Raw genomic sequence first — 19894 nt, 5'->3', positions numbered from 1 at the left:
GGCGGTCAACGGGCGGTCAGGGTGTCCACCTCGGCCTCGAAGAGCAGGGCGGGGTCCAGCCCCATCCCGGTGAAGTGGCCCGCCAGTTCCAGGGACAGCGTGCCGTGCAGGCGGCTCCAGAACGTCATGGCCAGCCGCAACACGGCGGGCGTCGCGTCCGGGTGGCCCTCGGCCCAGTCCCGGTGGTCCGCCAGGTGTGCCTCGAAGGCGTGGGCTTCCGCACCCGGCGCGGGCTCCGGTGCGGCGGCGGCGCAGGCGTCGAGGAGGACCGACATCATCTCCGAGGCGATCCCGGTGATGTCCTGCGGCGCGTGGTAGCCGGGGACCGGGGTGCCGTAGACGAGGAAGTAGCGGTGCGGGTCCGCCAGCGCCCAGCGGCGCAGCACCCGGGCCAGCTCGGGGAGGGCGGGCCGGCCCGCTCCCGCGTCGGCGACGGCCAGGAAGGCGTCGGCGAGGCTGCGGTAGGCGTCCCGGATGAGCTCGGTGATCAGCTCGTCGCGGTTGGCGAAGTAGCGGTAGAGCGCCGGCCCGCTCATGCCCATCTGCTTGGCAATGGCGTTGAGGGACAGCGCGGACGCGCCGGAGCCGGCGATCTGCTGCCAGGCCTTCTCCTTGACCTCCTCGCGCACCTGCTGCCGGTACCGCTCGCGCGGGGTCTCGCGGGGGGTCTTCGTGCTTCCGGTCATGGTCGCCGCCTCTCACTTCTCCAGTTGGTTAGAAGCTATCACCATCGGCAAGCTCCCTTTCGATCGAACGAGCCGCTCCCTTGACATCCATGTGACAGCCGTTCATTCTGGTTATAGCTTCTAACGAACACAAGAAGCACAAACGCGAATGACCCGGAGGTCACCCATGAACACCGTCGAGCGCATCGAGATCGTGCTGCCGGGCAAGGTCGAGCCGGAGGGCCTGGAGCTGCACCGCGGCCCGGTCCCGGCGCCGGCGGCAGGGCAGGTCGTGGTCGCGATGGAGGCGACGGGGGTCTCCTTCGCCGAGCAGCAGATGCGCCGCGGCCGGTACTACGACCAGCCCCCGTTCCCCTTCGTGCCGGGATACGACCTGGTCGGCACCGTGCTGAGCGTCGGCGAAGGCGTGGACCGCGGTCTGCTGGGCACCCGGGTCGCGGCCCTGACGAAGACCGGCGGCTGGGCGAGCCACGTCGTGCTCGACGCCGCCGACGTGGTGGAGGTACCGGCGGGCGTCAGCGCGGTGGACGCGGAGACGGCGGTCGTCAACGGGATCACCGCCTGGCAGATGCTCCACCGCAAGGCCCGGGTGCGCGCCGGCCAGACCGTCCTGGTCCACGGCGCCAACGGAGGGGTCGGCTCGGTCCTGGTCCAGCTGGCGCTGGCCGCGGGCGCCCATGTGATCGGCACCGCCTCCGCCCGCCACCACGACGCCCTGCGCGCGCTCGGGGTGACCCCGGTCGACTACCGTTCCGGCGATGTCCCGGCGCGGGTGCGGGCGCTGGCGCCCCGCGGGGTGGACGCCGTGTTCGACCACGTCGGCGGCGAGGGCATCGTCGGCTCCTGGCGGCTGCTGGCCCGTGGCGGCACCCTCGTGTCGTACGGCAGCGCCGCCACCCGCGACGACGAGGGCTCCGGCGCGTCGCCCGTGCTCAAGCTGCTGGGCCGGGTGTGGCTGTGGAACTGGCTGCCCAACGGCCGCAGCGCGTACTTCTTCAACATCTGGGCCGGCCGCGCCTACGCCAAGGACCGCTTCCGGGCCCGGCTGCGCACCGACCTCACCCAGGTGTTCGCCGCCCTGCGCAGCGGCGAGATCACCGCCAAGGTGGCCGCCGAGATCCCGCTGGCCCGCGTCGGCGAGGCGATGCGGCTGGCCGAGTCCGGCACGGTCGCCGGGAAGGTCGTCCTGGTCCCCTGACCGGCCGCCGCTCCCCCGCTCCCCCGCTCCCCGTCACCCACCCCACCACTCACAGGAGAAACCTCGTGCTGACCGCCCTTCTCGCCAAGACCGCCGCCCTGCCCGTCGCGCTCACGATCGGTGTCTCGGGTCTCTGCGGCCCCGGGGAACCCCCGGTGGAGATCGACCGCACGGCCCCCGTCATCACGCGCGACGACATCGTCATCCACGCGCCGCTGGACCGGATCTGGAAGATCCAGACCGACATCGAGGCCTGGCCCACCTGGCAGCCCGAGGTGATCGAGGCGACCAGGCTGACGCCCGGCCCGCTGCGGGCCGGGTCCGTGTTCCGCTGGTCCGTCCACGGCCTCGCCGGCATCGACTCCACCGTCAAGCAGGTCGTACCCGAGCGCCGCATCGCCTGGGGCGGGCCGGCGCAGGGGATCACCGCGGTCCACGTGTGGACCTTCACCCAGCGCGCGGACGGCGTGCACGTCCACACCGAGGAGTCCTGGGCCGGTGCGCCGGTCGAGGCCGACACCCCCGCCCTCCAGCAGGCGCTCGACGCCTCGCTCGACACCTGGCTGCACCGACTGAAGACGAGGGCCGAGAACTGAGCGCGCCCCTCCTCCCTCCGCGAAGGGAGGCCTCAGCTCCGGGAAGTGCCGGCGCCCTCCGCCCCGGTCCCGGGCTCGCCGAGCTCGTACGAGAGGTGGTGCGGGGCCAGGGAGCGCAGGAAGGCGTGCGCGTCGAAGACCTCGCCGGGCGCGAGGACTCCCGTCGCCTCGACCTCCGCGCCCAGGATCCGGTGGGCCGCCTCGACGACCAGCGGCGCGCTGACGGCGTAGATGTCCTGGCCGCGGACCACCGCGCGGCGCCGGGTGCCGCCCGCGCGGACGGTGACGTCGACGAGGAAGGTCTGCGCCGACCGCCCCCGTTCGTCGACCGGCGCCGGCGGTGCGGCGTCAGGCGCCAGGACGTCCTTGACGGCGTCGAGCGTCATGAAGGTGTGGATGTCCGGGGCGGACAGGTGGCGCGGGATGGTGACGCTGTCCGCGGTGGTGAACTCGCCGACCACGGCCCGGTCGCCGATCGGGGCGGGGAAGGACCACTCCCCGGTGGGCGCGGCGTCGTCGCGGTGCCCCAGACGGCCGCTCGCGTAGACGAGCCGGCGGCCCCCGCGCCGGCTCCGGGAGACCTTCCCGGATCCGCGGGTCCCGGCCGTGGGGTGCCAGCTGCTGAGGGCGTAGGCGATGTGGACCTCCTCGGCCGCCGCCGCGCCGCCGAGCGCGGCGGTGGCCATCAGGTCGCCGAGCCCGCCGTAGAACGCCATCGCGGGAAGGACCACGACGCCGGCTTCGCGGGCGCGGTCCGCGAACCGGGTGAACGTGTCGGAGACGGCCTCCACTTCCGCCGCGACGTCCAGGTAGGGGATCCGTGCCCGCAGGGCGGCCTCGATGACCGGTCCCGCCGTGTCGGCGAACGGCCCGGCGCAGTTGATCACGGCTCCCGCGCCGTGCAGCGCGCGGTCGAGCGCGGCCGGTTCGCCGGCCGACGCGGCCCGGACCTCAAGGCCGGCGGCCCCGGGGAGCGCGGCGGCCAGGGCCTGGAGCTTGTCGGGGTCGCGGCCGGACAGGATCGGGGTCATCCCCCGGTCCAGGAGTTCGCGGACGACGAAGCGCCCGGTGTGGCCGTAGGCGCCGTAGACCAGTACCGGCGCGGTCTGATTCGATCCCATGAGGTTCCCCCGTCGTGTGCGCTCGTGCGCGGATGATCACTGATCACCATCCTGCCCGCGGCGGCGGACGGCCGTGAGTGGCAGCACTGCCACGGCCCATACACTTTCGGACATGAGCCTTGTCGCGCTGGCCGTGACCTCCGGGGTCCCGCACTTCGAACTCGCCATGGCCTGCGATGTGTTCGGGGTGGACCGGTCCGATCTGGTCGACCCCTGGTACGAGTTCCTCGTCTGCGGCCCGGACACCGCGGCGGTCGGCGACCGCTTCCGGCTCCGGACCGACGCGGGGCTCGACCAGTTGGTCCGCGCCGACACCGTGATCGTTCCCGCCTGCCCCGACGCGGACGGGGACCCGCCGGCCGACCTGGTCGACGCCGTACGCGCGGCCCACGAGGCGGGCGCCCGGGTGGCCTCCCTGTGCACGGGCGCGTTCGTCCTGGCCGCCGCGGGCCTGCTGGACGGGCGCCGGGCCACCACGCACTGGCTGCACGCCGCGGCGCTGGCCGCCAAGTACCCCCGGGTGGAGGTCGATCCGGACGTGCTCTACGTCGACCACGGCAGCGTGCTCACCTCCGCGGGCAAGGCCGCCGCGATGGACCTGTGCCTGCACCTGGTCCGCCTCGACCACGGCGCGGCTGTCGCCAACCAGGTCGCGCGCCGCCTGGTCGTCCCGCCCCACCGGGCCGGCGGGCAGGCCCAGTTCGTCGCCACGCCGCTGCCCGAACGCCCCGACCATCCCCTCGGGGCGCTGCTGACCTGGGCGATGGGACGGCTCGACCAGCCGCTCACGGTGGAGGACCTGGCCCGCCGGGCGAACATGAGCTCGCGCCACCTGGCGCGGGTGTTCCACGACATCACCGGCAGCACTCCGCTGCGCTGGCTGCTGACCCAGCGCATCCACCGCGCCCAGGAACTCCTCGAAACCACCGAGGACACCGTCGGGGCGATCGCCGCGGCCACCGGCATGGGCACCGCCACGACACTGCGGCGCCACTTCAACCGCACGGTGGGCGTGTCCCCGGACGCCTACCGGCGCACCTTCCGCGGCGCCCGGCCGGGCGGCGCCGCCTGACGTACGGCAGGGCCCGCGGTCAGTGGAGCCGCCGGACCCGCTGGCTGGTCAGTTCGTACCGGGCGCCGACGACGGCCAGCGTCCCGGCCGCGATCCTGGCGGCGAGCTCGGGTTGTCCGGCGAGCCGCGACCGCACCCGGCGTACGTTGGCCGTGACCGCGGCGTCGACGCGCTCCTCGCCCCGGAGCCGGCGGTCGATCGCGGGGCCGATCTGGTCCCCGAGGTAGCGCAGGGGGCCGGCCGGCTCGATGCCGTTCTCGTCGGCGTGGACCGCTGCCGCGACGGCCCCGCACGACTGGTGCCCCAGCACCACGACCAGCGGGATGCCCAGTTCCACCACGCCGTACGCGACGCTCCCCAGCACCGCCACGTCGAGGACCTCGCCCGCCGAGCGCACCGTCATCAGGTCGCCGAGCCCTTGGTCGAAGACCAGTTCCGGCGGGACCCGGGAGTCGACGCAGCCCAGGACGACGGCGAACGGGTGCTGGCCTGCCACCAGCTCCTGGCGTACGGTCCGCGTCTCGTCGGGGTGCCGCTCGTGCAGCGTCCGCCAGCGCTGGTTCCCGGCGAGCAGCTCCCGTAGCGCCGCCTCCGGGGTGGCGGGCCGGGCGCGGGTCGCGCCGGGGCGGGCGGGAGCCGGGGCATCGCGGGCACTGAACGCGAGTCCGGCGCCGATGACCGCCGCTCCCGCCACGGCCGCCCGGACGAACCGGCGCCGCGCCGGGCTGCGCCCGCCCTCATGGCTCTGCGCATCGGTGGTCACACCGCACCAAGCTAGGCGGAGCGGGTCCCGGATGGCTGTCGGCAGGACCGGGGCCGCCCCGTCCTTGGGAGAATCTTGGGCAAGGGCCTCATCGGCTTCGCCCCGCCTCCCTCAGGGCGACGGCGCGGAAGTCGAGCGGCGGCAGGCCGGTCACGCTCCACACGGTGTCGGTGGTGCGGTCCTCGGCTCCGGCGGCGATGGCACGGTCCATGTCGGCGAGCAGGGCCGCGAACTCGGCGGGCATGAAGGCGGCCAGCCGGTCGCGCATCTGCTCGGGAGTCAGCTCTTCGTGGACGACGGACCGCCCCGTGACCTCGGAGAGGACCTCGGCGACCTCGCGGTGGTTCAGCGCCGAGGGCCCGGTGAGGATCAGGTCGGTGTTCGGGGCCCGTGTGTCGGTCAGGGCGCGGAAGGCCACGGCGGCGATGTCCTCGGCGTCCACGAACCCGACGCGGCCCTCGCCGGCGGCGGTGCGGATGACGCCCTCGGAGCGGACGCTGTGGGCGTGCGCGTGGTCGCCGGTGAAGTTCTGCATGAACCAGGAGGGCCGCAGCACCGCCCACTCGTCGAACAGGCCGGGCAGGGCCTGGTGGACCCGGCCCACGGCGGGGCCGCCGGCCGGGATCGCCGAGGAGCTGAGGAGGACCGCGCGGCGCACTCCGGCCGCGCGCGCCCGGCGCAGGAAGGGGAGCATGACCGCGGCCGGGTCCGGGCTGCCGGGCGGCGGGATCAGGTAGACGCGGTCCGCGCCGGCGAGGGCGTCCCCGTACGTGTCGGGGTCGTCCCAGTCGAAGCGGACGGCCCGGGCTCCGTCCACGGCGGTGGCGCTGCGGCCGGCCGCCGTGACCCGGAGCCCGGCCGCGGCGAGGCGGGCGACGAGCCGGCTGCCGGTGGTGCCGGTGGCCCCGAGGACGAGGATGGCGTCGGACTCGGTCATCGGCTGCTCCCGGTGAAGTCGGCCGCCGCGTCCTGCGGGAGGGCCAGGGGGTTCCAGTAGTCGCGGTAGTGGCTGATCAGGCCGTTCCTGACGGTCACCACGGCGATGTAGCGCATGTCGAAGGGGGCGTCCGTCGCCACCAGGCGGCCCGTTCCGCGCATCTCCACCACGATGGTCTCCGGCTCGGTGGTCTGGTGGACGGCCACCTCGGGGAAGGCGTGGAGGTCGATGTGGTCGGGGTAGCCGCGCATGTAGTCGGCGACCGCGGCCTTTCCCTCCAGGCGGGTGGGCCAGCCCTCGGGGGCGAAGGGGAATTCGAAGATCCCGTTCTCGTCCCACAGGTCGACCCAGGCGGGGATGTCCTTGTCCAGCAGCAGGCGCAGGCCGTGGCGGTACAGGTCCGCCGGCTCCGGGCGAGGTGACATGAGTGCTCCGTCCCATAGAATACGGACCAGCGGTCCGCTTCGGATGTCGACGATACGGACCCCGGGTCCGCTTTGCAACTGGAGGAGTGGCATGACCGAACGCAAGCCCCGTAAGGACGCCGCCCGCAACAAGGCGGCCGTCTTCGAGGCGGCCGACGACCTGTTCGCCCACTGCGAGAGCCCCGAGGCCGTCACCATGGCCGACATCGCCGCGGCCGCCGGGGTCGGCAAGGCCACCCTCTTCCGCGCCTTCGGCGACCGGGGCGGCCTCATCGGGGCGCTGGTCGAAGCGCGGCTGGAGCCGGTGCGGGAGGCCGTCGAGACCGGTCCGCCGCCCCTGGGTCCCGGCACCGCGCCGCTGCTGCGGGTGCCCGCGCTGCTCGACGCGATCCTGTGCTTCAAGTACGACAACCGACACCTCGCCCTCGCCCTGGAGGGCTCCGGCGGCAGCAGCCCCTACCGGGCGGGGCACTACGGGAGCTGGCACACGACGCTCCGGACGCTGCTGGAGCAGATCCCCGGACTCTCCGGGAGCGAGAGCGACTTCACCGCGCACGCCCTGCTCGCCGCCACCCGCGCCGACCTCGTCGAACACCTCGCGGGCGCACGCGACACCCCGCGCGAGCGGCTGCGCGCCGAACTCGCCGCCTTCACCGCCAGGGTCCTGGGCGACCGCGACCGCGACCGCGAGGCCGCAGGCGGGACCTCCTAGAGCCCGTAGCCGCCGGACACCTCGATGCTCTGCGCGGTGATCCAGCGGCTCTCCTCGGACACGAGGGTGGCGATCATCATGCCGATGTCCTCCGGTTCACCGACCCGGCCGAACGCCGTCTTGGCCTCGATCGGCTCGATGACCTCGGGGAACCGCTCGAAGGCGTCGTCCGAGATCCGGGTCCGGGTCGAGCCCGGCGCGACGGCGTTGACGCGGATGCCGCGCCGGCTGAACTCCTTGGCCATGTACCGGGTCAGCACCGTCAGGCCGCCCTTCATCGTCGCGTAGGCCGAGTAGCCCGCCTCCACGCCGGTGCTCAGCGCGGAGTTGCTGGTGACGTTGACGACGGCGCCGCCGTCCGCCATCAGCGGCAGCAGCGTCTGCGTCAGGAAGTACGGCCCCTTGAGCAGCACCCTCATGAACTTGTCGAACAGCTCCTCCGTCGTGTCCTCGAACATCGACATCTGCCCGAACCCGGCGTTGTTGACCAGGTGGTCGAAGGTGTCCCGCTGCCAGGTGCCGCGCAGCGCGTCGGCCACGGAGGCGCGGAAGGCCGGGAAACCCGCGGTCTCGCCCACGTCCAGCGGCAGCGCGACGGCGGTTCCCCCCTCCTTCTCGATCGCGGCCACCGTGTCCAGGGCGCCTTGCCGGTTGGCGCCGTAGGTCAGGATCACTCCCACCCCGCGCTTCGCGATGGCGACCGCAGCGCCCTGCCCGATGCCGGAGCTGGCTCCCGTGACGATGGCGACCTTCATGACGTGCCTCCTGGAAAAGGGGCGGGGAATTCGAATTCCCCTCGGAATATGACCCCTTTATGGAAGCACTCCGGCCGGCACGGATAAAAGACGAATTCTCTTCTTCCCTTGCACGATCCTGCTCTTCTGGAGACCTTCAGGGCAGTACGGTCGCCGGTGCCCGTACGGAGCGGCTCAGGCGGGTCGCGTCCTCGCTGGGCGGCGCGCCGAACTGACGCCGGTACTCGCGGCTGAACTGGGACGGGCTGTCGTAGCCGACGCGGTAGCCGACCTGGGCGATGTCGTGGGGGTGGACGGCCAGCAGCAGCCGGGCCTCCTGCAGCCGGATCTGCTTCTGGAACTGGATGGGGCTCAGCGCCGTCACCGCCTGGAAGTTGCGGTGGAAGGCCGAGACGCTCATGCCGGACAGCCGCGCCACGTCCTCCACCCGGAATGGCTGCGTGTAGTGCTCCCGGATCCACCGCACCGCCCGCGCGACATGGCTGAGACTGCTGTCGGCGAGACCGAGCTGGCGCACGAGGGCGCCCTGCTCCCCGGTCATCACGCGCCACAGGATCTCGCGCGTGACGAGCGGGGCGAGCACCGCCCGGTCTCGGGGCTCGTCGAGCAGGCGCAGCAGCCGTACCACCGCGTCGAGCAGGTCCCCCGGCGCGTCGCTGACGGCGATGGCGGGCAGCGCGCCGCCCTGTCCGCCGGCGCGCGGCACGTCGCCGGGGCCGGCCAGCAGCAGCAGTTCGGCGATGGCGGAGGGCTCCAGCGTGAGCCCGAAGCCAAGCGCCGGGTGCTGGGCAGAGGCCCCGATGAAGTGGCCGGTGACGGGCAGGTCGACCGATGCGACGAGGTACTGGCCGGCTCCGTACTCGTAGACCCGGTCGCCCAGCGCGAGGTGCTTGGCGCCCTGGGCGATGACGGCGAGCACGGTGCCGGAGGTGGACGGCGCCGGTGGGTCCTCGCTGTCGACTTTGGAGATGAGCACTCCGTCGATGTCGGTGGTCCAGTCGGGCCGCGCGTGCCGGTCCAGCAGGGTGCGGAGCTCGTCGAGGTACATGCTCCGATTCCAGCACATGCCGGTCCTTTGGTACCGGTGGATGGAGGATCGTGCAAGACATCGGGAGAATTCCGCCACCGCCCTATTCCCCTCCTGAATTCCTCCCCCGAGATGAATCCGGGTCGGTTTCGGAGTGCCAGCGCAGGGCGCCCGTGCCCAGGGAGATGGTGGCGCGGGGCCGCATGGGGCCGTCGCCGCGGCGGGAGAGCAGCACGATCTCTTCGACCCGCGCCGACATGACGTCGAGGCGGGCGGTGCACTCGGCGACCACGCTCCGGGGATCGCGGGTGCGTCCCAGCGACAGGTGCGGGGTGAAGGCGGGAAAGCGTCCGCCGCAGCGGGGGAACGGTTCGATCAGGGCGCTGCGGAGCGCCGTCCAGGGGGCGAGGCCGGCCGCGGCGGGGTCGATCCACACGGTGGCGGACACCCGGTGCCGGAAGACGCGCACTCCGCTGAGGCGGGCTTCGAACGGCTCCCGCTCGGCGGCGCGGGCGGCGAGCAGCGGGGCGGCCGCCGGGAAGTCGGCCTCCGGGACGAAGCCGAAGACCAGGTTCACGTGGGGTGGCCAGCGGCGGATCTGGGGGTCGTGCACGGCGCGGATGTCCTGGATGGCGGGCCAGAGCCCGGCCGGGGGAAGCCATGCGACGGCGGTCCGGGGTGTGGGCGCCACCGCCATGGATCCGGTGGGGGCGCCGGGGCCGTCGGGGGTGGGCGGGGGCTCGTTCACCCGGCCATGATGGCTCATCACCCCGGATCCCCGGCGAGGCTGGTGCCCGGGAGGGGCGCGGCGGACGCGCGGGGCGAGGGGGGCTCCTGATGGAATGGCTCCTTCGGCTTGAGGCCGGGGAGGTGTCTTGTCGGAGCATGACGGGAGGTCCAGGGGACCGACCGGGGGTCACGAGGCGCTGCTGGCACGGCTCCGGGCGATGGAGGCCGCTGCCGAACAGGTGGGGACCTCGCTCGACGAGGCCACCACCTGCGAAGAGCTGGCCGGGTTCCTGTTCCGGACCCTGTGCGACGCCGTCGGGGTGGATCTGTGGACGGACGGCGGCGGGTGGAGCCGGGTGGTGGTGGCCGGGGCGGCCGGGCTGCTGCCGGCGGTGGGCGATGTGGCGCCCTCGGTACGGGCGGTGGACGGCGGGCATCCGCTGTCCGAGTGGGCGGTGCTCGCCGGCGGTGTCCGGGTGCACGCCGTCTCGGTCCCGCTGCTGGCCCGGGACCGGTTCTACGGCGCGGTGGTCGCCGTCCGGGCCGGCCGGGGGTTCAGCGACCACGAGGCGGCGACGATCCATTTCGCGGCCCGGCTGGCGGCGGTGCACCTCGGCCATGCCCGGCAGCTGGCGGCCTCGGAGGACACCATGCTCCATCTGCAGCGGGCACTGGTGGCGGAGCCGGTCCGGCCGCATCCGAATCTGGAGACCGCCAGCCGCTACCTGCCGGCCGGCCACCGGGCGCTGGTGGGCGGGGACTGGTTCGAGACGGTCCGGCTGCACTTCGGCCGCACCCTGCTGGTGGTAGGGGACGTGATGGGCCACGGGCTCGACGCCGCGGTGGACATGAACGCGTACCGCTCGACCCTCCGGGACGTCGCCTCGACGGACCTCGCCCCGCACCGCGTGCTGCGCCAGCTGGACGCCCTGGTCGCCGAGGACCCGGCCCGGCGCCCCGCGACCTGTCTGCTGGTACGGATCGACCCCGCGCGCGGGGTCGCGATGTTCGCCAGCGCCGGGCACCTGCCGCCGGCGGTCTTCGGGGCGGACGGCTCGGCCGCCTTGATCGACGTGCCCGTCGGGCCGCCGCTGGGTACCGGGGTGGGCGGGTACGAGGCCGTCACCCGGGGGATCACGCCGCAGGAGACCCTGCTGATGTTCACCGACGGCCTGGTGGAGCGGCGGGGCGAGGACATCGACGTGTCGCTGGCCCGGCTGGCGGGGCTGCGGCTGCCGGTGGGGGCGGGGGTGGAGGCGCTGGTGGACGCCGTGGTGGCGGGCCTCGACGCCCGCCACGCGGAGGACGACGTGGCGGTGCTCGCCGCCCGGCCGCGGCGCCGTCCGCCCCCGCCCTGACCGGGCTCCGCGCCGCTTGCGCAGCGTCGCTTGCGCAGCACCCCTTGGCCCAGCGCCACTTGCGCAGCGGACGCGGTATGTCTTCCCCCATGGGAGGGAGACGCCATCCTCGCTCGGGGGATCCCCCGGCCCTTCGGGTGCGGTTGCCTGGAGGTATGGAAAACACGATGAGACGGCTGCTCACGGTGGTCGTGGTAGTGCTGCTGTCGGTGACGGGAATGACCGCTCCGGTGCTGGCGCAGCCGGCGGGCGATGACATCAGGGCCCGCGTCGCGGCGGTGCCGGGCCTGCGCCTGCTCGCCGAGCGGCCCGGCGCGCCGGGGCAGACCGTCCTCGACCTCGCCTTCCGCCAGCCCGCCGACCACCACCGTCCCGGCCGGGGCTCGTTCGAGCAGCGGCTGACGCTGGTGCACAAGTCCTTCGACCGCCCGATGGTGCTGTACTCCGGTGGGTACGACCTGGGGTCGTCGCCGCAGCGGCCGGCAGAACCGTCCGTCTTGCTCGACTCCAATCAGATCACCACCGAGCAGCGGTTCTTCGGGACGTCGCGGCCGGCTGCCCCGGACTGGTCCACGCTCACGATCTGGCAGGCGGCGAGCGACCACCACCGCCTGATCACCGCGCTCAAGACGCTGTACCGGGGGCCGTGGATATCGACCGGGGGAAGCAAGGGCGGGATGACCGCGGTCTACCACCGCCGTTTCTATCCGCAGGACGTGGTCGGCACGGTGGCCTACGCCGCGCCCAACAACGTCGACGACCGGGACGACAGCGCCTACGACGCCCGTCTTGAGGAAGTGGGCACCGCCGAGTGCCGAGCCGCCCTCAAGTCGGCCCAGCGGCAGGCACTGCTGCGGCGGGAGGCCATGACGGAGCGGTACGGGCGGTGGGCGGAACAGGAGAAGGGCACCTTCCGGACCATCGGCAGCACGGACCGCGCGTTCGAACTCGCCGTGCTGAGGCTGCCGATGATGTTCTGGATGCACCAGTCGGCGGGCGGCTGCGCTTCCATACCGGCCGCCGACGCGTCGGACGACACCCTCTACGCGTGGATCGCGGGGGTGACCCTGCTCCCCGTCTACACCGACCAGTCGCTCGAAGAGTTCACCCCGTACTTCCACCAGCTGGGCACACAGCTCGGGTACGCGCAGTTCTCCGCCCCGCACTTGGAGGGGCTGCTGCGCCACCCGGGCGTCCAGGAGGTCCGCTCGTACGTGCCGCGGGACATCCCGATGACCTTCGAGCCCGGTGCGATGGCGGACATCGACCGCTGGGTCCGCCGGCAGGGGAGCTCGCTCATGTTCGTCAACGGCGAGAACGACGTGGCGGTCGCCGAGCCGTTCCGGCTGGGCGCGGGCTCCCGCGACTCGTACGTCTTCGAGGCGCCCCAGGGGGACCACCACATCTCCATCGCCGGCCTGCGCCCGGCCGACGCCGGGCGAGCCACCGCCGTACTGCGGCGCTGGGCGCGCTGAGCGAGCGGAGCCCTCTCCCGGCACCCGTGGGGTCAGTCGCCTCCGCCGCCGCAGGACGAGCCGCAGCCGAAGCCGCCGCCGCTGCTGCCGCTCCCCCACGAGCCGCCGCGTCGCCGCTTGCGGGACGACCCGCCCCCGCCGGCGCGAAGCAGCGATCCGATCCCGATGAGGACGATGAGTCCCACGATCATCAGGAAATGCATGCCTCCACCCCCGTTCCGCTCTCCCGGTGGCACCTTCGGTGCCCGTGGAAAGGGTGTGCCTCGCGGGCACAGGCGCGGAACCCCACTTGAGGAAGTCCAGAGCTTCGCGGAGGGGGAAACGAAAAGCCCGGCGGGCCGGCTGGGCCGGTCCGCCGGGCTCACCCGTCAGGTGCGGTAGGCGAAGTACACCGCGTCCGGGTACGAGGCGATGATGCTCGCCAGCGACTTTCGGTACGTGTTGGTGGAGTGGTACGTGAGGTAAGGGATCCCCGCGCTGCTCCGGTACGTAACGATCATCGAGTGGTCCTTGGACCCGTCCCGGTTGAAGTCCACCTGGAGGATGTCGCCGACATCCAGCTGGTAGACGTTGGCCAGGTTGGCGGCCCGCTTGTTCGAGTTGGTGAACCAGGCCCACTCGTTCGCGCCGACCCAGGAGTCGGTCTGCTGGGAACCGCTGTACCACCAGTTGCGGTAGTCGCTGGTGGTACCGGAGACGTTCTGCCAGCCACCGGCCTTCAGGGACTGGCTGATGAAGTTGGTGCAGTCACCGCCACCCCCGTTGAACGTCCGGTACGCGGGGTTGTAGTTCTTCCAGTACTTCTCCGCGTACGCCGCCATGGCGGCGTAGTCGTAGCCCGTGTTCTTCGCCTTGGGCTTCGCCGGAGCGGGGTACTTGGTCGACGCCGGGGTGCCGTCCGGGTAGGTCTGGCCGTCGTCCGAGACGACCGCGGCCTTGGCCACGGTCGGCTCGTTGACCGCTACCGGGCCGTTCTCCTGGGACTTGATCGAGGTCAGTTCCCAGTTGCCCCCACGCTTGCTGACGAGGTTCATCTCGTACCGCGTGCGGAAGCCCGTGGACGACGGCTCGTCGCCGCGGAGCTTCTTGTAGGTGAGGGTGGTTTCCTCGGTGACCTGGACGGTGGCCTTCCCGTTGGTGACCGTGGCCTTGTCCACGGTCACGCGGGTGTCCGCGTCACTGTAGGCCTCGCCGAGGTCCCTGAGCCGCGTCTTGCGGGAGCGGAGCGAGGACACCGCCGTCTCCTCGCCGCGGGCCACCTCGCTCGACATCCGCGTCTTGACGGCGCCCGAGCCCGCGGTGGGGGCGCGGTGCTTGGGCCGGTCCTCCACGAGAGCCTGGGTGCGCCGCGAGAGCACGTCGTCGGCTATGCGCCCGAAGGCGTCGGCGGTCGCCTTGTCCGCCGCGTGCGGCGCATTGGCGCTGGTCGCGGTGGCAGAGGGCAGAAATACGGCCGTTGCGACCGCGGTGGCCACCACCACGCCGATGGCGGCGGGTATGAACCTTCTGGGTATCACAATAGTTCCCCTTGTCACCGGTCCACACGGACCGGGGGGACGGAATCTTCGCACAAGTTGCGGACTACGTGGGTCCGTTCTCTCAGCGGACACCGATGGGGTGTTTTGTCCCCCCTCTGGAGAGGGGCCGGCCGAGCCCCGCCACACCCCCGCCCATCAGCTCGTCCTGTGAGTCTGCTGTGACCTGAGAACGCAATGGGGACCAGGGTGCGACGAGCGTGCCAACACGTTCTATATTCGTACGAACCATCCATGCACGACGGTGCTGCGGTGACCGAAGGGGGAGGCAACGGTGATGGCCGAAGAGGCACCGCACGCTCGGACGGAGTCCCGGGCCGCCCGCAAGGCTGCCAAGGAGGCCCGGAACCGCAAGCGCCTGCGCATCGGGATCGGTGTCGGCCTGATAGCCGTGAGCGCGACCGCCGTCACCGCCTACGCCTTCGGACCCGACGACTCCCCGGGGGACAAGGGCGACAAAAAGGCCGCCTCCGGCGCCACGGCCGCCAACGGCAAGGGCGCGAAGGCCAACGAGAAGCCCTGGGACGGCAAGACCCACGTACTGGGCGACGGCTCCACCTCGTACACCGGGCCGCAGCCGGGCCAGCTCAAGCCCGAGAAGCTGAAGCCCGGCGAGAAGCCGCCGCAGTTCGTGGTGTTCTCGTGGGACGGCGCGCTCGAAGGCGACGACCACCTGTTCTCGCACTTCCGCGAGGTGGCCCGCGAGAACAAGGCCCACATGACCTTCTTCCTCACGGGCATCTACCTGCTGCCCGAGAGCAAGCGGATGCTGTACAGCCCGCCGCAGCACAGCCAGGGCTCGGCCGCCATCTCTTACCCGACCGTCCCCCACGTGAAGACCACACTGGAGCAGCTGCGGGGCGCCTGGACCGACGGCAACGAGATCGGCTCGCACTTCAACGGCCACTTCTGCGGACCCAAGGGCGGCGACGACTGGAGCCCCGAGGAGTGGAAGAGCGAGATAGACCAGACCTACTCGTTCGTGAAGAACTGGAAGACCAACACCGGCTTCTCGGGCGAGGCGCCCCTGCCGTTCGACCCGGACCGGGAGTTCGTAGGCGGCCGCGCCCCCTGCCTTGAGGGCCAGAAGAACCTGATCACCGCGATCAAGCCCTACGGCTGGCGCTACGACGCGAGCTCCTCGGGAGACTTCCAGCTGTGGCCGTCCAAGCAGAACGACATTTGGAACTTTCCGCTGCAACTCGTCCCTTTGCAGGGCAAAGAGAAGCAAGTCCTCTCCATGGACTTCAACTTTCTCTTCAACCAGTCCGGTGACAGCACCAAGGGCGACCCGGCGAAGTACCCGGCCTGGCTCGAACAGACCCAGAAGTCGTACCTGAACGGCTTCAACCGCGTCTTCAGCGGGAGCCGGGCGCCGATGTACATCGGCAACCACTTCGAGGACTGGAACGGCGGCATCTACATGAAGGCCGTCGAGGAGTTCATGAAGGACGTCTGCACGCGCGACGAAGTGCGCTGCGTGTCGTTCCGGGAGCTGGCCGACTGGCTCGACGTCCAGGACCCGGCGGTCCTGGCCCGGCTGCGCTCGCTCGACCCCGCGCAGGCACCGGAGTGGAAGACGCTGGTCAAGTAACCCGCTCGCGTACGCGGACGGAAACGCGGAGGCCGCCCGGGAACCAGCCCGGGCGGCCTCCGCGTTTCTCAGCTCACTTCACGGCCTTGATGTACTCGGCCCACAGGCGGACCGCCCGCTCGCTGCCCGGGGTGCTCGCGGCGTCGCCGCCCAGCCCCGTCAGCGGCAGCGGGATCAGGTCGGTCAGCGACATCCGGTAGACCACGACGGCCGTGGACTCCCTCTCCGTGTTGGCGACGAACCAGCCCGCCGTGTTCGCGGCGGTCGTCCCCGTCTTCCCCGCCGCCCCCGGGTGCGCCTTGTTCGCGCTCTTCGCCGACCCCGCGGTGACCGCGTCCTGCAGGGCGTCCGTCACCGCGCTCGCGGCCTTGGCCGACATCGCCCGCTCCGGCTTCGGCGCGACCAGCGGGATCGTGGCGCCGTTGCGGGTGATGGAGCGCACCGAGTACGGCTCGGTGTGCATGCCCTTGGCGGCGAAGGTCCCGTACGCGCTGGCCATGCGGATCGCGCTGGGCATCGAGTTCTCCCCCAGCGCGAAGCCGGGGACCTTGGGGCCGAGGCTCGAATTCAGGAACCCCGAGCGCTGGGCGAAGAGCTGCGCCCGGTCGAGGCCTACGTCGAGGCCGAGCTGCAGCATCGGGGTGTTGATGGAGTCGGCGACGGCCTGGCGCAGGGTGACCTGGCCCCAGTTGCGGTCCCCGTCGTTGTTCCCCTTCACCACCTTGCCGCTGCGGTCCCAGTACGGGCCCTCCGGCGTCTGTACGGTCACCTTGTCGTTGCCGTCGTAGCGGGACGTCGGGGAGATGGGCGTACGGGGCTTGTCGCGCGCACGGAGCACTCCCTCGTCGAGGGCGGCGGCGTACACGAACGGCGTGAAGGCCGTGCCGGCCGGGATCGTCGTCGCGTTCGACTCGTTGAAGCCCTGCTTCAGGTAGTCGGGGCCGCCGTACACGGCGAGCAGCCGGCCGTCGGGGGCGATGCTGGCCGCGCCGATCTTGGCGAAGGTGTCGGTGTTGGGGCGGCGCTCGGCGTCGAAGCTCTTCTGCGTGTTCTGCACGGCGGCGGTCAGGGCCGCCATGCGGGTCTTCTCGAAGGTCGTGTACACCTGGTAGCCGCCGAGGTCGAAGTCGGCGTCCTTGATGTGTCCGGTCTTGATCGCGTACTGCTTGGCCAGCTCGACCAGGTAGCCGGTCTGCGCGTCGGCGTCACTGGCGACGGAGGGGGCGATCGGCTCGGGGAACTTGGTGTAGGTGGCGCGCTCGGTGGCCGAGAGGTTGCCGGTCTCGACCATGCGGTCCAGGATCCAGCCCCAGCGCTCGACGGCCCGCTCGTGGTTCTTCTCGCTGAGGGCGGGGTCGTACAGTCCGGCTCCCTTGAGGAGGGAGGCCAGGAAGGCGCCCTCGCTGGCGTTGAGCTGGGAGACGTCCTTGCCGTAGTACGCCTGGGAGGCGCGCTGGATGCCGTAGGTGCCGCGGCCGAACCAGCTGGTGTTGAGGTAGTCCTGCAAGATCTGCTTCTTGCCCGTCTTGCTGTCCAGCTTCATGGCCAGCAGGACCTCGGTGAACTTCCGGGACAGGGTGCGGTCCTGTTTGAGGTAGGCGTTCTTCACGTACTGCTGGGTGATGGTCGAGCCGCCCTGGGTCTCGCCGCCGGTCGCCGCGGCCTTCACGGCGCGCATGACGCCGGAGGGCGAGACGCCGGGGTCCGAGTAGAAGCTCGCGTTCTCCGCGGAGAGCACGGCTCCCTGGACCTTCTTGGGCACCTTGTCGAGCGGCATCTCCTGCCGGCTGACCCAGCCCGTCCGGGCCATCTTGGATCCGTCGGCCCAGTAGAAGACGTTGTCCTGCTGCGTCGCGAAGGAATTGAGGTCGTCGGGTATGTCCGTGGTCGCGTAGGCGACGCCGACGAAACCGAACATGCCCACGACGAGGTAGAGACAGGCGCCCAGCCACTGGCGTCCCGAGGGTATCCAGCGGCGCCAGCCGAGGCGGCCGGGCCGCGGGTAGGCCGGCCGCAGGCGCTTCCCGAGGACGCCCGCCTTCGCGAAAGCGGGCGCGAGGGCGCGCAGGAGTTCGGCCCGTCGAGCCGCGAGCGCCCCTACGACCCCGCCGGCCCCGCCGGAGGGGCGCCCGGCCTTCCGCCGGCGGCCCACGTAGGGCCCGTTCTCGTCCGCCCCGGCCGGCCGGTTCTCGGCAGACCGTCCCCTTGTGGCGCCACCCCGCTTGCCCACGCCAAATGTCCCCTCTGCTGTGCTTCCCCTCACCCTAGAGCGGTCATAGGACAATCCGTGAAGCGCCCCCGCGCCAGATAGCCGCCTAATTCCGGGCAAAGCGTCCGATTTAAATGAGTATCACCCGATGGGTGCATCACCCAGGAGCAGGCAGGAGCCGGTCGCTCAGCGGCGCGAGACCACGGGGGCCGAGTCGCCCAGGGCCGCCCCGGCCTGGGCCGCCAGCGTCACCGCGACCAGCCGGGACTCCAGCGGCGGCGCCGGCGCCCCCGGGACCGGCGTCATCATGAAGCGGCCCTGGTAGCGGCCGCCCGAGGTGGCGCGCAGTTCGATCTCGCCCTGCGGCCACCCCTGCCGCTCCAGGTCCCACACCCAGTCCGGAACGCTGACGGACCCGTCCTGTTCCAGCCGGGCCGGGTGCCCGAGCAGCGATCCCCGCTCGAAGCGGCAGGCCCGCAGTTCGAGCACCTCGACCAGCTGCCTGCGGACCTGCTCGGCCACGTCGTCGGGCGAGGCGGCGAACCGCGCGAAGCGGGCCGTCTCGTGCAGCCGCTCCAGGTGGCCGGCGTCCGTGAGCGCCACCACCCTCAGCAGCCGGGCCCGGGCGGCCAGCTGCGAGACGGCCAGGCCTACGAGGAGCAGCAGGACGGCGGTCTCGATGTCGGCGCGGCCCGTGATGTGCAGGCTCTGGTACGGCGCCGTGTGGAAGAAGTCGAACCAGGCGGCGGCGGAGAGCGCGGCCAGGGCCCCGGCGTAGCGGTTCCCGAGCGCCGATACGGCGACCACCGCCACCACCAGGACCAGCGCGGCATTGGTGTGTGACAGGTCGGCGCGCACTGGTACGAGCGCCAGCGCGACGGTGAACGGCGCGAGCAGGGCAGCCGCGAACGCGGCCGCGTCACGTGGCGGGATCCTCATGATCGGCCTCCGTCCTCGCCCCCCTTCCGTACACCTCCATCCTCCGACGCGGAGCCCGCGGGCGCGGCCCCCTTGACGGCTCCCTGACGGTGCCGGACCCGATCCTGACGGGCCCTTGACCCGGGGCGACCGGGCCGGGCCGGGCGGCGTCCCGCCGGGCCGGCTGGTCGGGGAGATGAGAGAGGAAGTCCCGGAAGTCCAGGAGATCCTGGAAGCCCCAAAAACCTTTGTTCCGGGGGGCGTTCACCGACCGCCCGGCGCCACGCTCCACACGGGCGCGGCCCCGGCGCTCAGCCGGCTCCCTCGCCGCGGGGTTCGCCCTGGTCCCCGGCGCGCGGGCCGGCCGCTGCGCGGCGGAACTCGGCGTTGATGCGCTGGGCCTCTTCGAGCTGGTCCTCAAGGATGACGATGCGGCAGGCGGCTTCGACCTGGATGCCCTGGTCGACGAGTTCGCGGGCGCGCGCCGCGATCCGCAGTTGGTAGCGCGAGTACCGGCGGTGCCCTCCCTCCGACCGGAGCGGGGTGATCAGGCGGGCCTCTCCGATGGCACGGAGGAAGCCGGGGGTGGTGCCGAGCAGTTCGGCGGCCCGGCCCATCGTGTACGCGGGGTAGTCATCGTCATCGAGTCGACCGCCGAGCGAATCATCCGCTGTCATTTGCACCTCTTCTTGGGACACGTCGAGGGTCCCTGAAGGAAATACAACACCATCCGCAGACCCGGGTGCCGCGCCGACCCCACCAGCTTCCCTCACCGAAAGTGTTT

At 72.1% G+C, this 19894-nt stretch carries 20 protein-coding genes; 7 read left to right on the top strand and 13 right to left on the bottom strand.

Annotation, left to right across the window (positions count from 1 at the left end; translation table 11 throughout):
* Positions 1-5: 5 nt before the first annotated feature.
* A complete protein-coding gene (locus tag IE248_RS12855; protein WP_008742171.1) occupies positions 6-686 on the bottom strand; it encodes a TetR/AcrR family transcriptional regulator in 681 nt (226 codons plus the stop codon).
* Between the two features lie 166 nt (positions 687-852).
* Between IE248_RS12855 and IE248_RS12850 the strand changes: the two genes are divergently transcribed.
* A complete protein-coding gene (locus tag IE248_RS12850; RefSeq protein ID WP_037799063.1) occupies positions 853-1884 on the top strand; it encodes a medium chain dehydrogenase/reductase family protein in 1032 nt (343 codons plus the stop codon).
* Between the two features lie 65 nt (positions 1885-1949).
* Positions 1950-2480, top strand: a complete 531-nt coding sequence (locus IE248_RS12845; RefSeq protein ID WP_073796487.1) for an SRPBCC family protein — start codon at positions 1950-1952, stop codon at positions 2478-2480.
* Positions 2481-2512: 32 nt separating this feature from the next.
* Here the strand turns inward: IE248_RS12845 and IE248_RS12840 are convergent, their stop codons facing one another.
* On the bottom strand, positions 2513-3601 hold the full coding sequence (locus IE248_RS12840) for a saccharopine dehydrogenase family protein (RefSeq protein WP_190030774.1): 1089 nt from the start codon (positions 3599-3601) through the stop codon (positions 2513-2515).
* A gap of 112 nt (positions 3602-3713) precedes the next feature.
* On the opposite strand from IE248_RS12840, the gene IE248_RS12835 reads away from it, so the two are divergent.
* Entirely contained in the window at positions 3714-4673 is a 960-nt protein-coding gene (locus IE248_RS12835) for a helix-turn-helix domain-containing protein (protein ID WP_037799052.1), read from the top strand.
* Between the two features lie 19 nt (positions 4674-4692).
* On the opposite strand, the gene IE248_RS12830 is transcribed toward IE248_RS12835, so the two are convergent.
* From IE248_RS12830 to IE248_RS12820, 3 genes are all read right to left on the bottom strand, one after another.
* Positions 4693-5436: a carbonic anhydrase gene (locus tag IE248_RS12830; protein WP_037799048.1), complete on the bottom strand. Its 744-nt coding sequence runs from the start codon at positions 5434-5436 to the stop codon at positions 4693-4695.
* 88 nt (positions 5437-5524) lie between these two features.
* Positions 5525-6373, bottom strand: a complete 849-nt coding sequence (locus IE248_RS12825) for an NmrA family NAD(P)-binding protein (protein ID WP_190030773.1) — start codon at positions 6371-6373, stop codon at positions 5525-5527.
* Positions 6370-6798, bottom strand: a complete 429-nt coding sequence (locus IE248_RS12820; protein WP_190030772.1) for a nuclear transport factor 2 family protein — start codon at positions 6796-6798, stop codon at positions 6370-6372. The genes IE248_RS12825 and IE248_RS12820 overlap by 4 nt, the downstream gene beginning before the upstream one ends.
* Before the next feature lie 91 nt (positions 6799-6889).
* Here IE248_RS12820 and IE248_RS12815 point away from each other — a divergent pair, with 91 nt between their 5' ends.
* Entirely contained in the window at positions 6890-7510 is a 621-nt protein-coding gene (locus tag IE248_RS12815; protein WP_073796492.1) for a TetR/AcrR family transcriptional regulator, read from the top strand.
* Here the strand turns inward: IE248_RS12815 and IE248_RS12810 are convergent.
* The 3 genes from IE248_RS12810 to IE248_RS12800 form a co-directional block, all read right to left on the bottom strand.
* Positions 7507-8265, bottom strand: a complete 759-nt coding sequence (locus tag IE248_RS12810) for an SDR family NAD(P)-dependent oxidoreductase (RefSeq protein WP_190030771.1) — start codon at positions 8263-8265, stop codon at positions 7507-7509. The two genes, IE248_RS12815 and IE248_RS12810, sit on opposite strands and share 4 nt — an antisense overlap.
* Positions 8266-8401: 136 nt before the next feature.
* On the bottom strand, positions 8402-9313 hold the full coding sequence (locus tag IE248_RS12805; protein WP_190030770.1) for an AraC family transcriptional regulator: 912 nt from the start codon (positions 9311-9313) through the stop codon (positions 8402-8404).
* Positions 9314-9395: 82 nt separating this feature from the next.
* Positions 9396-10040 (bottom strand): 2'-5' RNA ligase family protein, encoded by a 645-nt coding sequence (locus tag IE248_RS12800; protein ID WP_229895278.1) that lies wholly within the window; start codon positions 10038-10040, stop codon positions 9396-9398.
* Between the two features lie 127 nt (positions 10041-10167).
* Between IE248_RS12800 and IE248_RS12795 the strand changes: the two genes are divergently transcribed.
* Positions 10168-11379 (top strand): PP2C family protein-serine/threonine phosphatase, encoded by a 1212-nt coding sequence (locus tag IE248_RS12795; RefSeq protein ID WP_190030769.1) that lies wholly within the window; start codon positions 10168-10170, stop codon positions 11377-11379.
* Positions 11380-11546: 167 nt separating this feature from the next.
* Positions 11547-12854 carry a S28 family serine protease gene (locus IE248_RS12790; RefSeq protein ID WP_229895277.1) on the top strand — a complete coding sequence of 436 codons (1308 nt, stop codon included), beginning with the start codon at positions 11547-11549 and terminating at the stop codon, positions 12852-12854.
* A gap of 32 nt (positions 12855-12886) precedes the next feature.
* On the opposite strand, the gene IE248_RS12785 is transcribed toward IE248_RS12790, so the two are convergent.
* Both IE248_RS12785 and IE248_RS12780 read right to left on the bottom strand, forming a co-directional pair.
* Complete coding sequence (locus tag IE248_RS12785; RefSeq protein WP_190030768.1) at positions 12887-13057, bottom strand: hypothetical protein; 171 nt, start codon at positions 13055-13057, stop codon at positions 12887-12889.
* Between the two features lie 165 nt (positions 13058-13222).
* A complete protein-coding gene (locus tag IE248_RS12780; protein ID WP_073796497.1) occupies positions 13223-14371 on the bottom strand; it encodes an amidase domain-containing protein in 1149 nt (382 codons plus the stop codon).
* A gap of 295 nt (positions 14372-14666) precedes the next feature.
* On the opposite strand from IE248_RS12780, the gene IE248_RS12775 reads away from it, so the two are divergent.
* Positions 14667-15983 carry a polysaccharide deacetylase family protein gene (locus IE248_RS12775; protein WP_229895276.1) on the top strand — a complete coding sequence of 439 codons (1317 nt, stop codon included), beginning with the start codon at positions 14667-14669 and terminating at the stop codon, positions 15981-15983.
* Positions 15984-16056: 73 nt separating this feature from the next.
* Here the strand turns inward: IE248_RS12775 and IE248_RS12770 are convergent, their stop codons facing one another.
* The 3 genes from IE248_RS12770 to IE248_RS12760 form a co-directional block, all read right to left on the bottom strand.
* Positions 16057-18135 carry a transglycosylase domain-containing protein gene (locus IE248_RS12770; protein ID WP_373301510.1) on the bottom strand — a complete coding sequence of 693 codons (2079 nt, stop codon included), beginning with the start codon at positions 18133-18135 and terminating at the stop codon, positions 16057-16059.
* Between the two features lie 243 nt (positions 18136-18378).
* Positions 18379-19131: a DUF4118 domain-containing protein gene (locus tag IE248_RS12765; RefSeq protein WP_190030767.1), complete on the bottom strand. Its 753-nt coding sequence runs from the start codon at positions 19129-19131 to the stop codon at positions 18379-18381.
* 290 nt (positions 19132-19421) lie between these two features.
* The gene (locus tag IE248_RS12760; protein ID WP_037795312.1) at positions 19422-19787 is read right to left on the bottom strand and encodes a MerR family transcriptional regulator; all 366 of its coding nucleotides are present in this window, start codon (positions 19785-19787) and stop codon (positions 19422-19424) included.
* Positions 19788-19894: the final 107 nt, after the last annotated feature.

Source organism: Streptomyces goshikiensis, from assembly GCF_014650555.1.
Lineage (GTDB): Bacteria > Actinomycetota > Actinomycetes > Streptomycetales > Streptomycetaceae > Streptomyces > Streptomyces goshikiensis.
The sequence above is the reverse complement of the archived record's forward strand: the minus strand, read 5'-3'. Positions and strand labels throughout refer to the sequence as shown.

What these genes read in the sequence shown, in the direction of transcription:
- IE248_RS12855 (WP_008742171.1), bottom strand. Translation starts at nt 686, where the DNA reads ATGACCGGAAGCACGAAGACCCCCCGCGAGACCCCGCGCGAGCGGTAC.
- IE248_RS12850 (WP_037799063.1), top strand. Translation starts at nt 853, where the DNA reads ATGAACACCGTCGAGCGCATCGAGATCGTGCTGCCGGGCAAGGTCGAG.
- IE248_RS12840 (WP_190030774.1), bottom strand. Translation starts at nt 3,601, where the DNA reads ATGGGATCGAATCAGACCGCGCCGGTACTGGTCTACGGCGCCTACGGC.
- IE248_RS12835 (WP_037799052.1), top strand. Translation starts at nt 3,714, where the DNA reads ATGAGCCTTGTCGCGCTGGCCGTGACCTCCGGGGTCCCGCACTTCGAA.
- IE248_RS12825 (WP_190030773.1), bottom strand. Translation starts at nt 6,373, where the DNA reads ATGACCGAGTCCGACGCCATCCTCGTCCTCGGGGCCACCGGCACCACC.
- IE248_RS12820 (WP_190030772.1), bottom strand. Translation starts at nt 6,798, where the DNA reads ATGTCACCTCGCCCGGAGCCGGCGGACCTGTACCGCCACGGCCTGCGC.
- IE248_RS12815 (WP_073796492.1), top strand. Translation starts at nt 6,890, where the DNA reads ATGACCGAACGCAAGCCCCGTAAGGACGCCGCCCGCAACAAGGCGGCC.
- IE248_RS12810 (WP_190030771.1), bottom strand. Translation starts at nt 8,265, where the DNA reads ATGAAGGTCGCCATCGTCACGGGAGCCAGCTCCGGCATCGGGCAGGGC.
- IE248_RS12805 (WP_190030770.1), bottom strand. Translation starts at nt 9,313, where the DNA reads ATGTACCTCGACGAGCTCCGCACCCTGCTGGACCGGCACGCGCGGCCC.
- IE248_RS12790 (WP_229895277.1), top strand. Translation starts at nt 11,547, where the DNA reads ATGAGACGGCTGCTCACGGTGGTCGTGGTAGTGCTGCTGTCGGTGACG.
- IE248_RS12785 (WP_190030768.1), bottom strand. Translation starts at nt 13,057, where the DNA reads ATGCATTTCCTGATGATCGTGGGACTCATCGTCCTCATCGGGATCGGA.
- IE248_RS12775 (WP_229895276.1), top strand. Translation starts at nt 14,667, where the DNA reads ATGGCCGAAGAGGCACCGCACGCTCGGACGGAGTCCCGGGCCGCCCGC.
- IE248_RS12765 (WP_190030767.1), bottom strand. Translation starts at nt 19,131, where the DNA reads ATGAGGATCCCGCCACGTGACGCGGCCGCGTTCGCGGCTGCCCTGCTC.
- IE248_RS12760 (WP_037795312.1), bottom strand. Translation starts at nt 19,787, where the DNA reads ATGACAGCGGATGATTCGCTCGGCGGTCGACTCGATGACGATGACTAC.